The organism is Candidatus Limnocylindrales bacterium, assembly GCA_035559535.1.
Taxonomy (GTDB): domain Bacteria; phylum Moduliflexota; class Moduliflexia; order Moduliflexales; family JAUQPW01; genus JAUQPW01.
The window spans coordinates 13,056-26,951 of record DATMBG010000015.1 but is presented as its reverse complement, the minus strand read 5'-3'; the positions used below and the strand labels follow the sequence as shown (position 1 = coordinate 26,951).

7 protein-coding genes and 1 tRNA gene are annotated in these 13,896 nt (G+C 44.7%); 4 read left to right on the top strand and 4 right to left on the bottom strand.

Annotated features, from left to right (window positions below; translation table 11 throughout):
- The first annotated feature begins 50 nt into the window (after positions 1-50).
- A tRNA-Lys gene (locus VNM22_04505) sits at positions 51-124 on the top strand.
- Here the strand turns inward: VNM22_04505 and VNM22_04500 are convergent.
- A complete protein-coding gene (locus tag VNM22_04500; GenBank protein ID HWP46404.1) occupies positions 122-2,038 on the bottom strand; it encodes a DNA translocase FtsK 4TM domain-containing protein in 1,917 nt (638 codons plus the stop codon). The two genes, VNM22_04505 and VNM22_04500, sit on opposite strands and share 3 nt — an antisense overlap.
- 146 nt (positions 2,039-2,184) lie before the next feature.
- Here VNM22_04500 and VNM22_04495 point away from each other — a divergent pair, with 146 nt between their 5' ends.
- From VNM22_04495 to VNM22_04485, 3 genes are all read left to right on the top strand, one after another.
- The gene (locus VNM22_04495; protein HWP46403.1) at positions 2,185-2,340 is read left to right on the top strand and encodes a hypothetical protein; all 156 of its coding nucleotides are present in this window, start codon (positions 2,185-2,187) and stop codon (positions 2,338-2,340) included.
- A 17-nt stretch (positions 2,341-2,357) separates the two neighbouring features.
- Entirely contained in the window at positions 2,358-7,547 is a 5,190-nt protein-coding gene (locus tag VNM22_04490) for a hypothetical protein (protein ID HWP46402.1), read from the top strand.
- Between the two features lie 404 nt (positions 7,548-7,951).
- Positions 7,952-8,371 carry a secondary thiamine-phosphate synthase enzyme YjbQ gene (locus VNM22_04485; protein ID HWP46401.1) on the top strand — a complete coding sequence of 140 codons (420 nt, stop codon included), beginning with the start codon at positions 7,952-7,954 and terminating at the stop codon, positions 8,369-8,371.
- Between the two features lie 9 nt (positions 8,372-8,380).
- Here VNM22_04485 and VNM22_04480 read toward each other — a convergent pair whose 3' ends face one another.
- The 3 genes from VNM22_04480 to carB form a co-directional block, all read right to left on the bottom strand.
- A complete protein-coding gene (locus VNM22_04480; GenBank protein HWP46400.1) occupies positions 8,381-8,881 on the bottom strand; it encodes a cupin domain-containing protein in 501 nt (166 codons plus the stop codon).
- A 16-nt stretch (positions 8,882-8,897) separates the two neighbouring features.
- Positions 8,898-10,004 carry a mandelate racemase/muconate lactonizing enzyme family protein gene (locus VNM22_04475; protein HWP46399.1) on the bottom strand — a complete coding sequence of 369 codons (1,107 nt, stop codon included), beginning with the start codon at positions 10,002-10,004 and terminating at the stop codon, positions 8,898-8,900.
- A 671-nt stretch (positions 10,005-10,675) separates the two neighbouring features.
- Positions 10,676-13,852, bottom strand: a complete 3,177-nt coding sequence (gene carB, locus VNM22_04470; protein HWP46398.1) for a carbamoyl-phosphate synthase (glutamine-hydrolyzing) large subunit — start codon at positions 13,850-13,852, stop codon at positions 10,676-10,678.
- Positions 13,853-13,896: the final 44 nt, after the last annotated feature.

Sequence of the window (13,896 nt, the reverse complement as noted above, 5' to 3'; positions counted from 1 at the left end):
CTTCCTACTCTATATTTCCTTGTAACCTGTTCTCCAATTTATCTAAATAAGGGCCGCTAGCTCAGTAGGTTAGAGCATCTGCCTTTTAAGCAGAGGGTGCCAGGTTCGAATCCTGGGCGGCTCATCCCTTAAAAAGTTTTAAACCCTTCTGTTTTTTCAAATAAGCGATGAGATCGTGGATTTCCTCCTCACTGACAAAAGCTCCATGAATCCTCTCCGGTCTGATTGCCCCGGGAGTCAAGAACAGCATATCTCCATTTCCAATGAGGGATTCTGCTCCTTTAGAATCCAGGATGGTTCTGGAATCGATTTGGGAAGCTGTTCTGAAAGCTATTCTGGCCGGGAAATTGGCTTTGATAAGACCGGTAATAACATTTACAGAAGGGCGCTGGGTGGCTACCAACATGTGAATTCCAACAGCTCTGGCCATTTGTGCAATTCGAACCATAGGTTTTTCTACCCGCCTGGATGAAACCAACATAAGATCTGCAAGCTCATCTACCATAATCACAATATACGGTAAGGGTTTTTCCTCTCGCTTTGCGTTCCTTTGTAACAGAACATTATATTGGGCAAGGTTTCTCACTCCCCAGGGAGCCAGGAGTTTGTATCGTCTCTCCATTTCCAGAATGACCCAATTGAGAGCTTCCAGAGCCTCCTCAGGCTCTGTCACAATCGGCCTTAGAAGATGCGGAAGTCCGGCGTAGATTCCAAGTTCCAGCCTTTTCGGATCAATAAAGATAAATTTAACCTCCTCGGCAGTGGCTTTAAAGAGAAGACTGCATATGATGGCATTGAGGCAAACACTTTTCCCAGAACCTGTTGCCCCGGCAATGAGTAAATGGGGCATCCAGGTTAAATCCGCTATAAACGGTCGTCCTCTGATATCTTTGCCTAAAGCCAGAGTTAACCTGGAACGTTGTTTACGAAATTCTGCAGAACCAATAATTTCTCTTAAGTAAACGATTTGTCTGATTTCGTTAGGAACCTCAATACCTACTACCGATTCACCCGGTACCGGTGCAACAACCCGAAGAGAGCTCGCTTTTAGACAAAGGGCCAGATCATCTGCCAGGTTTACCATTCGAGTAACCCGAATCCCCGGTGCTAACTCAAATTCATATCGGGTGATCACCGGCCCATGATGGATGCCCGTTACTTTTCCTTCTACCCCAAATCCTTTCAATCGCTCCTCCAAAATATGGGCCTTTATCAACAGGTCCTGTTGAATCTCCTCTTGGTCCCTGGGGTCCGGCGCCTTCAGCAGGGAAAGGGGGGGTAGACCAGGTTGGGAAGTCTCTTCATTCTTTAGAAAAACTTCTGCGGACGGTTTTTTCGAGTCGGCGACGATGAGAGGCTTTTTGGTATTTTTTTTTAACTGTTCTTTGATAGCTGTTCCCCACCAGGAAAACAGATAAAACAGAGAAGAATTGGTCATTTTCATGAGAGAAATAAGCAGGCCTACGCTTATAATTAATCCGGCCCCGACTTTATTGAAAAAACCGAATAAAACTCCTGCCAGAAGTCCTCCGGAAATGCCACCCCGAGTGGGATCTTCCCCAGATAAGAGAAAAAACAAAGCTGAAAGCAGGATGAGAAACAAAAACATACTCCATCGAGGGGCCTTCTGTCGAGAGGATGGTCCCTTTAGTCTCTGGATTCCGGTTTGCAAAGCCATCAAAGGAAGCAAATACCCGGCAGTACCAAACAGAGTAAAGATAATTCCCGCTACCAGGATTCCCATTATACCGGTCAGGTTGCCTGCCGTACCCGGAAAAATATCTAACGCACTACTACTGTAGTAAGAGGCTCTGCTATCCGACCAGTACTGCGACGGATAAGTTAAAAGGCTGACGAAGATAAATATAGCCAGGGCAATAAATCCGAATCCGATGACTTTTCCTGAAGTTTTTGTAGAGATTCTCTGATAACGCTTCCCATTAGACTTGGACTTTGGATTGACTTTTTGTTGAAAACCTGTTTTAGGAAGTGTTTTCTTTCGGCTTACTGCTCTTTTGTTTTTAAATATGCCAACCATATTCCACTCCTTCTGCAAGGGGAGACAAAAGTTCAAGGTTAGTTTCGCTTTTTATTTGCCTCATTTCCTATAGGGTGGTGAAGATTGGGCGAAAAGTCAAGGGTAAAATAGAAACTCTTAAAAAAATTTTTTGTAGAGGCAAATAAGTGATGAGATTTAGGGAAGTTAGAGAAGAGTCGATTCTTCAAATCGGTTATCTGCAAAATGTACTTCGCACTGAGTCAGAAGAAAAACCTCTCCAATCCAGGAAAATCACCTGTGGCAAAAACTTTGAATATCCTCCCATAGAAAATGGTTGGTAAAGAGAGGAGGCGATCTTATGGAATGTCCCACTTGCAGAGAAATCTACCCCGATCCGATTCTTCAGTGTACCTCTTGTGGAACCCCCTTAAGTAATAGCAAGACAATGCCCCTACCCTCACGATCTATTTTTAACCTGCGGGCCCTGATGATGACCTGTTTGTTGGGGATCGTTTTGGGTTCGATGTTGAGGATTAATCTGTTTCCGTTAAGCTTGATTCTTGGGATTTTATTCGGATTCCTATTCAGAAAATCCGTTGAAACTACTTCTCTTTCCTCTCCTGCGAAAAAAATAACGGTACAGAAATGTCCCTTGTGTGAGATAGAGGTCTTCGCTTCTCAGAAGACCTGCCCGGGTTGTAATTCTATTTTGAATTTCCCATTACTCAAAGAACTGGATCATCTTCATTATCTCCTCCAGGAACTGGAAAAATGGTTTAACCAGGGATTTATCCAGCAGGATCTTTTTTTTACTTTAAAACGGAGATATAGCGCAAGAAAAGATGAGATTCTGGCCATCATTCAACCCATACAGAGAACCGGGCCTTCCCCACAAACCAAAACTACCCCCAGGCAACCGAATCGGGATTCAAAAACCCCTGAGGCTTCGCTTGAGGTCGAGCTGGAGTTTCCGACTCCTGGCACCGGAAATCAGTTGACCGACTTGATACTAAATCCGGGTCCATCCCCTTTAGTCATCCCTGTCCAAGAACCCTTATCAGGGGTAGATCGTCGGATTCAGCAGGAATCGGGTTGGGTCCATTTAGTGCAGGCATTTTTGGATGAAAAGAATATAAAATGGCTCGGGGTTTTAGGTGCTTTAGGGATCGTAATTTCCTCCATAGTTTTGGTCGGTCGATATTGGGATCAATTTCCCATTTTTTTACGCTACTTTCTGATGATCGTTTACACGGCCAGTTTTTATGGACTGGGCCTCCTGGCTATCCGAAAACTGGAATTGGAGAAAACAGGCCAAATCCTTCTCACGGTTACAGCCTTCTTACTTCCTCTTAATTTTATTTACCTGGAGCGCTTGAGGCTGTTGAACGAGTTAAAGGGTATCTTGATTTTTATCCTAGGGGCCGGAATACCGGCTCTTCTTTCTCATCTAACCCTTAAAGAACTCTTAAATCGGATTCATCCCTATCATCTTTTGGTCTTTCTGTTCCTATCCGTGGCGAATATCCTCCTTCCAACCCTGCACTTACAACATCCTCCCGCAAGCGTTTTTGTAGCCTTTTTGCTTTGGCTAATAGCTTTTATAGGAATTCATAATGCTATTGGATTTTACTTAAAAGAATCGGTCCTTTTCCAGAAACGTTATACCTTTTTCGTTGTTGCCATCGTTTTGTATGTTTACGTTCTGGTACTTCTGATGACTCTAGAAATTCCCTTTTCCTGGTCTGGATTGATCTTAATGATGGTGGGTATTCCCTTTATACAAACGGCCCACGGTTTGTTAAGAATTTTCCGACAAAGCCATGGTCCTGAAGAACCTCCGCCTATCACGACACTTATTCCTTATCTGATCGGCTATGGACTTTCATTTATAGCCTATATCTTTGCCCTCCAGAATCCCTATGCTCTCTTCTTTACGGCCTTAATCGGGTTGGAGCTTTATGGGGTATCGGCTTTTCAATATAAACGAAAACTTTTTGCTTACTTAACTATCCTTTCGTTGGGTATCGCTTACTTCTATTCACCGATTTTCTTTCAGGAAATAGCCCTCAAGGTGAGAGATACCGCAGCCGTTCAGTTAGGATACCAACGACTCCCTTATCCTTTCTACGGTCTAACCTTCATTCCTTTTAATATTATCCTTATCGGAATAGCCCGGTGGTTGAGTCAAAGGGGGGAAGAAAGACTCGCTGACTGTTTCTACCAGGTAGGAACTCCCCTTTCGGTGGTATTGATCCTAATTTCTTGTTTTGAACTGAAGGCCGTGGTTATGGTTTCGATCCTATATGCCTTACTCTATGGAGTGGCAAGTTATCTCTTTAACCAGAGATCTCTCATTTGTCTTTCCCTTTTCTGTGTAATTCTTTGGGTTCTGTCCCTTTCAGAACTCCTCCCCATATCTCTTCCTTATCGGGGAATGACCTTTGCTCTGCTGGGGTTGATCTGGTTGGTTATGGGATTTTTCTTTCGGAACAGCCTGTCGTCTTCTATTTCTTCTGCCGGTATTCCAGAGGATCAGTCCAACCCAGTTCAAGGCCTTGAGATGGTCCTCTCTAAACTTTCCCAGATCGATCCTTTTCCTGTCATGGCCGTGACTACTTCGCTGTTAGCCCTCTTCTTTCAGATCTCCAGCACTTTTCAGTTGGTGAATTCGGCCCCTTCTTCATCCCTGGCTTCATCCCAGCTTGCGGTAACTGCGTTTCTTCTATCCATTCTATATGGACAGGTCTCTTATAGTTTGAGAAGTCCTTTCTTTCTCTATATCTCTTCCCTGTGTCTGATCCTATCCTTCTTTTCTACTTTTTTTGTTTTACAGGTCCCGCCCGTTCTACTCAGCTTGTTTTTATCTTTCTATAGCCTTATTTTTTGGGGTATGGGTGAGTTGTTGCCCCATATCTTTCAGCCTGTTTCCAGACTCGGGACCGATGCCTCAAAAACCAATCCACGTTCCTTAGATTCTTTTATTTCTCAAATAATCTTGGTCCTCGATTACTCGGCCCTGGTTTTATCTCCCCTTACCATTGCCTTATCCATTACCTGGGGAGAGGAGTCTTTTCTATCCGTTCTCGCTTTACTGGGAGTTGCCTTACTTTATGTCTTTGCGGCTCTTCAATTTAAGAATTCTCTTTGGTGGTACCTCGCCATAGGGGCAGCAAATCTGGCCGCTTATTTGGGGGGGATTCATAAACTTCCCGTAAGCTACCGGGCTCTGGAATTTTCAGTTCTGAGCATAAGCTGGATGATCATCGGGTACGGACTGGGTAAGTTAAATCTCCTTTTGAAGAAACCTGAGGGGTATCCAGACTCTCTACGTCCTCTCTTTAATACTTTGCTCGTTCTGACTGGTTATGCAACCTTCCTCTATATAAATCAGATCTTCGGAGTTAGATCTCTGCAGGGTCCAGGATTTGAAGTTCCTCCTTCTCTGATGAATAACCACCTTATAACCGCCTTTTCTATAGGTTTCTCTTTTCTGCTCATGGCCGTTTTCTTCCAAAAAGGGGTTTTATTCTATCCGGCCGTACTGATTTTTTCAACAGGTATTTACCTGGGTTGGATAGATCGATGGCCCGTTGAATTCCATTTTCTCCTGCTAACCCTGCTGGCTTATTTCTGGGGTTTTGTGGGCATATGGGCCCATAGGTGGGGAGTTGAAGGCGCACCCAGGGAACTTTCCATCTCTCTTCTCTCAATTTCCCGTTCTTCTGCCTTCTCGTTTCCCTATAAGCCTTTTTATCATATTTCTCTCGGCTTAATGTTGATTTTATTAATCGTGCAGACCTTCTGGACGGTGAGGGCTCTCTTTTTATCTGCCCCTATGAACATGTTTTCCTGGGGAGCACAGCTATTTGCCACCGGGTTGCTGGGTATTGCTTATCTTGTTTATCTTCTTCTTTTACCTTCGCTTGCTCTTCTGTATCTGTCCCTATGGGCTTTTACTTTACTTCCTCTATGGGCCGTTTCCTTATGGGAGGGGACTCCGGAAGTGCTGACCAGGGTCCATGGAGGTACCCTTCTCTTAATTGCCTTTATTTGGCTGGGAGTTCACCGGGCCTTATCCTATAGGGATAGGGCGCAGGTAGGTCATCTTTTTCTTTCCCCCCTTTTCTCCCTTCCGGAGAAGGAGGGGTCCGAGATTCCTGGGTGGATCCTGTCACCTTTTTTTGAATTTTCTGTTTTTTTATCCCTGGTAGCCCTGTTAGGGAGTCTGTGGACCTTTCATCTTACCTCGGTACTTCTCCTCCTTCTAACCGGAGTCCTCCATCTCTTGTGGGGAATACAGGTTAATCAAAAGGGCTGGATCTACACGGCTACCCTGGAATTCACTCTAAGCTTTTATTACTTGCTGATAACCTGGATGACCCCGCAAATTCATACCCTTGATCAGATATCATTGAATGAGCTACTTCCTGTTCTGGTTCCCCTGGGATTTTTATCCCTTATGTTATCTTATTTCTGGCTGCATCTGGGTAAAAGTATGGAGAAGTTTAAGACCTTGGGGTGGACCCCCGGATTCTTCTATGGGGTCTCCTTATTTCTCTCTCTTGCGGCCGGTCTCTGCGTGGGACTGTCCACCCTTTCTCCGGAGAAGGCTCTTTTCGATCTGATTCTGGGGGTCGTTATCCTGGGTTCTATAGCCGTCCTTCATTTCTGGTTAGCCTACCTTTTCCAACAAGAATGGATCGTTTATTTAGGGGAACTCACCCTGCTGGGTCTTTACGAGTATCTAAAGGTCATCCAGGTGATTCAAACCCTTTTCTGGGGTAAAGTCATGCTGATCGGTTTAAGTTTCTTTCTGTTGTGGGTGACTATAAAAACCCAACAGTATCGATTTAGAATCTTTCAACGGCCCACTTATGTTACTTCTGTGATTCTGCCGGGTCTATCGGTGGCTTTAGCCGTTTGGCATTCCTTTTCTGAAGAGAGCTTTTATGATCAAATTACCGGCGTGAATCCCTTTATCATCGCCTGTGCAGCTTCCTACTATGCCTTGCTTGCTTTCCAGAAAAAGAATAGAGAATTCGCTTATCTGGCTGCGATTCTTTACGATGGAGCCATGTTTCTACTCTGGACTGATCTTCAGCTCTCCGATCTCCAATTTTATTTTATTCCCATCGGATTGACCATCCTTTTCATTGCGCAGATCCATAGGGATTCACTGGGTCGGGAAAATCTTTCGCACCTTCGCTCTTTCGGCTCCCTGATTATTTATGCCTCACCGGCCTGGTCCGTTGTAACCAGTGGTAGTGATGCCCACGCTTTAAGCTTAGCCGTACTGAGTTTCCTGGGCATTGGGATAGGTATGGCTTTACGTATTCGGGTTTTTCTGTATCTGGGCACGATCTTCCTGGTCATGGATCTCCTGGCTCAAGTTGTGATCCAGAGCTACCAAAGTTCTCTCTTTAAGTGGCTTTGTATTCTCCTGACGGGTCTTCTCATTCTACTTTTAGCGGGTTTTTTTGAGAAGAAACGAGAAAAGGTGCTTCAGAAACTGGAAGACCTGGCAGAGGTTTTTGAATCTTGGGAGTAGTTTGGATTTTTTCGAATTTAGCTTGTTGCGAAATATCAAATAATTGCGAAATTTCTCTATTAGCAAATCTTCTAAGATTTATCTCCTTGACTCTCCCCCATAATCCGGTTATTTTATAGGTGGTTTGATACGATTGAAGGAAAAGTAATCTCCCTAACCCCCGAGGTTTTACGGCCAGGGAACCGGAGGTTCCCGGCGTTAAACAGTTCCCTGAAACCTCTGGCCCTGGTAGGTTATACGAACTTGTAGGGTGGAGGGTAATCTGTCATGGCGAGGGAGAGGGTGATGGGGACCAGGAATATGCCAGAAGAGAGGGCCTCCCAAAGTTTACCCTGAAGTATCCAAGGACTCGCCATGGCAGTTTTATCGTCGAATTACAAAGTATTACAACGGCTTTTAAAAGTATGCCCGTTCAATCTTTTTCTTTTCAGCTTAAAACCCGAGGGTTCAGTGACGTTCATGACCTGACTTCTAAAGTTCGAGATTTACTTAAAAGCTCGGGACTCACCCAGGGAATTGTAACCGTGTTTGTTCCTGGATCAACGGCCGGCATCACAACCATTGAGTTTGAAAGGGGGGTTATCGAAGATCTTAAAAGGGCAATTGAACGGATAGCGCCCCAAAATATTCATTATGACCACGATGCACGCTGGGGAGATGGGAATGGATTTTCCCATGTTCGCGCAGCCCTTTTAGGTCCTTCTCTAACTATACCCTTTACCCAGGGGAAGCTTCAACTCGGAACCTGGCAACAGATTATTTTGATCGATTTTGATAATCGGCCTCGTCACCGAGAAATCCTCGTACAAGTCGTAGGGGAATAAGTCCAAAACTTATGTTTCCCCATCCCAGTAATCCACTTTGGTATCAGTTCTTAGAAACATATGGAGAGTTCTCTGCTCTTTGGGCCCCCCCGGAGCAGAGCCTGCAAGAATGCCGACCTTACCGGAATCTGGATAGATGATGACATCAGGCTCGATCATCGTCGAAAAGCACAAATAGCGTAAAGGTCGATCGGAGGTATTGATAACCTGGTGAGCTCCCTCCACAGTACCAGGTAAGGCAATATAATCCCCCTTTGAAAGGGTTACCTCTTTTCCACCGATCCGGAGAGTCCCCGAGCCTTCCAGGACATAAATAGCTTCTTCGTTGGCACAGTGATAATGATAAGGAAAGGATTTACATCCTGGAAAGACTTCATACAGACTGCAGCCGAGTTTACGGTTACCTGCAGCCGCACCCAGTTGTTTACGACGAAGGCCATAACTAAGGCCATGGGATTGTTCGGTCCATGGAAGATCCTCTTCATGGAGAACATAGGGAGAACGGTTCATCCTGTTTTTCCTCCTTTTAAGCAATTTGATACTTTTTGAATCCTTCCTTACTAAATTCCACGCCGTGTCCAGGTCTTTGAGGAACCTGCATCATCCCATTTTTGACTTCTACAGGATGGACGATTACTTCATTAAGACTTTCCACAAAAACCTGAATATATTCCAGATAGAGAGCATTGGGGATGGCAGCCAGAACATGAGCCATCAATTCAATATAAAAATGCGAGGTAACCGGCAGGTTCCAGGTATCGGCCAGGGTACAAATTTTCATACATTCGGTGATTCCTCCGTTTCTCATGGGATCTGGTTGGACGATATCGATAGCACCGGCGGTTAACAATTCCCTGAAAGCGTACCGGGTAAATTCCATTTCTCCGGCAGCTATGGGAACATCCAGAGCCGCGGCGACTTTAGCCATACCGGGAATATCATTGTTAGAAACCGGCTCTTCCAGAAAGTAAATATTATACTCTTCGAGTCGTTTTCCGATCTGAATAGCTTCTGCAGGTCGCCAGGCCTGATTGGCGTCGACCATAAGGTGAATATCGTCCCCAATAGCTTCCCGAACCGCCTTGACGCGTTGAAGATCTTCTCTGTAATCCGGTTTTCCTACCTTAATTTTAACTGCCTTAAAGCCTTGTTCAACAAAGTCGGTAACCTCTTGAATGAGTTCCTCCAGGGACCAGGATAAATCAATTCCACTCCCATAGACCGGGAGCTCATCCTGGCAGCCACCCAAGAGCTTATAGAGGGGTTTTCCGGTGGCTTTGCCTACAATATCCCAAAGGGCGGTATCGATGGCCGAGATTCCCCAATAGGCTAAACCTTTTTGGCCGTAATAATAACTTTTTGCCCACAGATCTTTTCTGATTTTTTCAATGTAGAAAGGATCCTTACCGACCACCACCTCTTTCAATTCTGTATCCACGACACTCTTCATGGCCCGGGAACCTCTTCCCTTTTGATAACCCATGGAACCCATATGGCCGGTTCCCGAAATACCTTCGTCGGTATGGATCTGTACAACAACCCAGTCTACAACATTATAGGCTGTTCTAGAATTTCCCAAGGTTCGTTTTAAAGGAACGGATAAAATAGAACATTCCACATCGGTGATTTTCATGGCCTTAAACCTCCTCTGAAGTAAACTAAGATTGTAAAGGCGGTTTGATCCTCTTAGTTTTTATCCTGTTTTAGTAGGTTAATCGTCTCGATTGACAGAGGGTTTTATCATTTTACCGTTTCAGCTACTATCAAGCTCGATGGACCGGCCAAAGATCTATGTTCCAATACCCGCCAGTACGGGCGGATGACCATCCGCCCCTACTCTGTTGAAGCCATCCACGAGCTTCTTCCTCACTATAGATATCCCTTCCTCCTGTATTGAGCAGGAATTCACCGGCCATCAATGCGGCAAAGAGAGTAGGGGCGGATGGTCATCCGCCCGTACAGTCCTTCAGCCAGCTTCTCAAATAGCCCTATCTCATTAGCTGCAAACAAGTGTTTGGCTGCCATAAAACCGGTGGCAACTTGAAAGATAAGGTCTGGCGTAATCTCAAGACCTGCTTCCTTTCATTGAATCCTTTTCAAGTAAGTTCGTCAGACTTCTTTTAAGATAGTCAAAAACACCCTACCCGGAGAGATACTTTAAGTTTCCAGATAAGATACAGTCCGACTACGAATCCAGAAGGAATGAAGGATCCTTCGTAATTCAAGATGGGTTCAGGTCGACGGCCCCGGCGTTTTGTAAAATTTTTTTCTATTTCCATGATAAAAATGGAGCTTCAAACACCTTTAAACATATTCATCCCATGCCTTTACTTCCAGATCTTCTAACTTTTTCCGCGAAATGGACTCAACGAACAACCTGGTGAGTTGTAAATTGGTTAAAAGAGGAATTCCAAAATCTACCGCCTTTCGCCGGATTAAATATTCAGCCTGCTCATCTTCCTGGGGATGACCTGTGGAGATATCGATAACCAAATCGAGCTTGCGCTGAACCAGATAGTCTAACACATTGGGTTGACACGATTCCTGGATCTTACCGAGGAGGGTATGTGGGATTTTATGTTCATGGAGAAATCTGGAGGTAGCTTCGGTCGCAAAGAGGTGAAAACCGAGGTTATTCAGTTTTTTGATCGAATCCAGGAGTTTATATCGATTTTCCTCGCTATTGATGCTGAGAAGGATATTCTTTTGAGGAAGTTTAAATCCTGTTGCGATCAGGGATTTGAGAAAAGCATCGTAGAGATCGGTTCCTAGGCACGCTACTTCTCCTGTAGAGGCCATTTCAACGCCCAGAATAGGATCTGCACCTTTGAGGCGAGAGAAGGAAAACTGGGGTGCTTTAACTCCTACATAATCAAAATCTAAGTTGAGTTTGCGTTCTTTGATCCGTTTTCCCATCATGGCTTGCGTTGCTAAACTGATGAAATTAACCTTGGAAACCTTGGATACAAACGGGAAAGATCGGGAAGCTCGGAGGTTACATTCGATCACCTTGATGTCGTTATCTTTAGCAAGGAATTGAATATTAAACGGTCCGGTGATCTTTAGGGCCATGGCTATTTTTTGGGCAATGTTTTTGATTCGTCGGACCGTTTCCAGGTAAATTTTCTGGGGAGGAAAAATCATGGTGGCATCGCCGGAATGAACTCCGGCGTTCTCCACGTGTTCGGTGATGGCCCAGGTTAGAATTTCTCCATTCTGAGCCACGGCATCAATTTCTATTTCCTTGGCATTTACGATAAACTTGCTGATCACAACCGGGTGTTCTCTGGAAACTTTTGAGGCTTTACTTAAATACGTTTCCAGGTTTCTTTCATCGTAGACAACACTCATGGCTGCTCCGCTGAGTACATAAGATGGTCTTACCAGAACCGGATAACCCACCGATTTGGCGAATTGCTCAGCATCTTCTAAACTCGTCAATTCTCGCCACTCCGGTTGATCGACTCCTAATTCATCCAGTAATTTGGAAAACTTATATCGATCTTCGGCCCGATCTATACTTAAAGGGGAGGTTCCCAAAATATTAAGTCCTTGCCTGTAACACTTAAGGGCCAGATTATTAGGCATCTGTCCTCCCATGGATACAATCAGACCAATGGGGTTTTCCTTCTCGTAGATATCCATAACCGTCTCAAAGGAAAGTTCTTCAAAATACAGCTTGTCACAGATGTCGTAATCGGTAGAAACGGTCTCGGGATTATAGTTAATCATGATGGTATTATACTTCAACTTATTCAACGTGAAGACTGTATTAACGCAACACCAGTCAAATTCGACGGAGGAACCGATTCGATAAGTTCCCGAGCCGAGAACGATCACCTTATTACGCTCTTCGAAGGAGATGTCATCGGTCTCACCGTTATAGGTGAGGTAGAGATAATTGGTTTTGGAAGGATATTCGGCGGCCAGGGTATCAATCTGCTTGACCACGGGGAGGACCTGTAATTCTTTTCTCCGCTTTCGAACTTCTAGTTCCTGGGTTTTTAGTAGCTTGGCGATTTGCAGATCTGAAAAACCCTTTTGTTTAGCTTCTAGCAAAATTTCTCGGGGGAGATTAGCCAGGGTTGCATATTTTTTAATTTTGTCTTCAAGGGCAAGAACCCCCTGGATTTTGTAAAGGAACCAGGCATTGATTCCGGTGAGATGAGATATTTCCTCCACGGTGTATCCCTGCCTGAGAGCCTCAACAATGGCAAAAATACGTTTATCGGTAGGTTTCTCCAGCTCCTCCCGGATATCTTTAAAGGTAAAATCGTTTCCGACCAAACCGATAGCACCAATATCCAACATTCGAAGACCTTTTTGGAGGGCTGCTTCAAATTTCCGTCCAATGGCCATAACCTCGCCGACACTCTTCATTTCAGTGCCTATTTTCTCTGAGACTCCTTTGAATTTATTTAAATCCCAGCGTGGAATTTTCACCACCACATAATCCAGAGCGGGTTCAAAACAGGCGGTTGTGGATTTTGTAACCGAATTTTTAAGTTCCGGCAGCCCATAACCCAGGGCTAATTTGGCTGCTATAAAAGCCAGGGGATATCCTGTAGCCTTGGAAGCCAGAGCAGAACTTCGGGATAATCGGGCATTTACTTCTATGATCCGATAATCGTCGGATTTATAATCCAGCGCAAATTGGATATTACATTCTCCGATAATCCCCAGGTGACGAATGGCCCGGATGGCAATTTCTCGCAGTTTGTGATATTCCAGATTGGTGAGGGTTTGAGAAGGGGCCACAACAATACTCTCTCCCGTATGGATTCCCATAGGATCAAAGTTTTCCATATTACAGACCGTGATGCAATTATCAAATCGGTCCCGGACGACTTCATATTCGATTTCCCGCCACCCTTTCAGATACTCTTCTATCAGAATTTGAGGAGTAGAAGTAAAGGCACGCCGGGCCAGTTCTATAAGTTCTTCTGGATTCCAGGCAACTCCAGAGCCTTCTCCGCCCAGGGTATAGGCTGCGCGGATAATAATTGGATAACCTATTTTTTGGGCCGCCTGAACAGCTTCTTCCAAATTCCAAGCAGCAAGGCTTCTGGGAACTTTAAGATGAATTTCTGACAGTTTTTTTGCAAAAAGATCCCGGTCCTCGGTGTTACGGATAGCCTCTATAGGGGTCCCCAAAACCTGGACTTTATATTTTTCCAGAACCCCTTCCCGATCCAGATCTATTCCGCAATTCAAAGCTGTCTGTCCACCAAAGGACAGCAGGATTCCATCGGGTCTTTCTTTCTCAATCACTTGGGTAACGAAGTAGGGGTTGACCGGCAGAAAATAAATTTTATCTGCCATCTGTTCAGAAGTTTGAATGGTGGCAATATTGGGATTGATAAGGATAACGGTAATACCCTCTTCTTTAAGGGCTTTAATAGCCTGACTTCCTGAGTAGTCAAACTCACCTGCTTGTCCAATACGGAGGGCTCCAGAGCCCAGAATAAGAACTTTCTTCATATCTAAAAAAATGTAAACAGGAATCCGAGATCAGGAGTCAGAAG

Excerpts from the sequence above, each read along its gene's own strand:
- VNM22_04500 (HWP46404.1), bottom strand. The coding sequence starts at position 2,038 with ATGGTTGGCATATTTAAAAACAAAAGAGCAGTAAGCCGAAAGAAAACA.
- VNM22_04490 (HWP46402.1), top strand. The coding sequence starts at position 2,358 with ATGGAATGTCCCACTTGCAGAGAAATCTACCCCGATCCGATTCTTCAG.
- VNM22_04485 (HWP46401.1), top strand. The coding sequence starts at position 7,952 with ATGCCCGTTCAATCTTTTTCTTTTCAGCTTAAAACCCGAGGGTTCAGT.
- VNM22_04480 (HWP46400.1), bottom strand. The coding sequence starts at position 8,881 with ATGAACCGTTCTCCCTATGTTCTCCATGAAGAGGATCTTCCATGGACC.
- VNM22_04475 (HWP46399.1), bottom strand. The coding sequence starts at position 10,004 with ATGAAAATCACCGATGTGGAATGTTCTATTTTATCCGTTCCTTTAAAA.
- carB (HWP46398.1), bottom strand. The coding sequence starts at position 13,852 with ATGAAGAAAGTTCTTATTCTGGGCTCTGGAGCCCTCCGTATTGGACAA.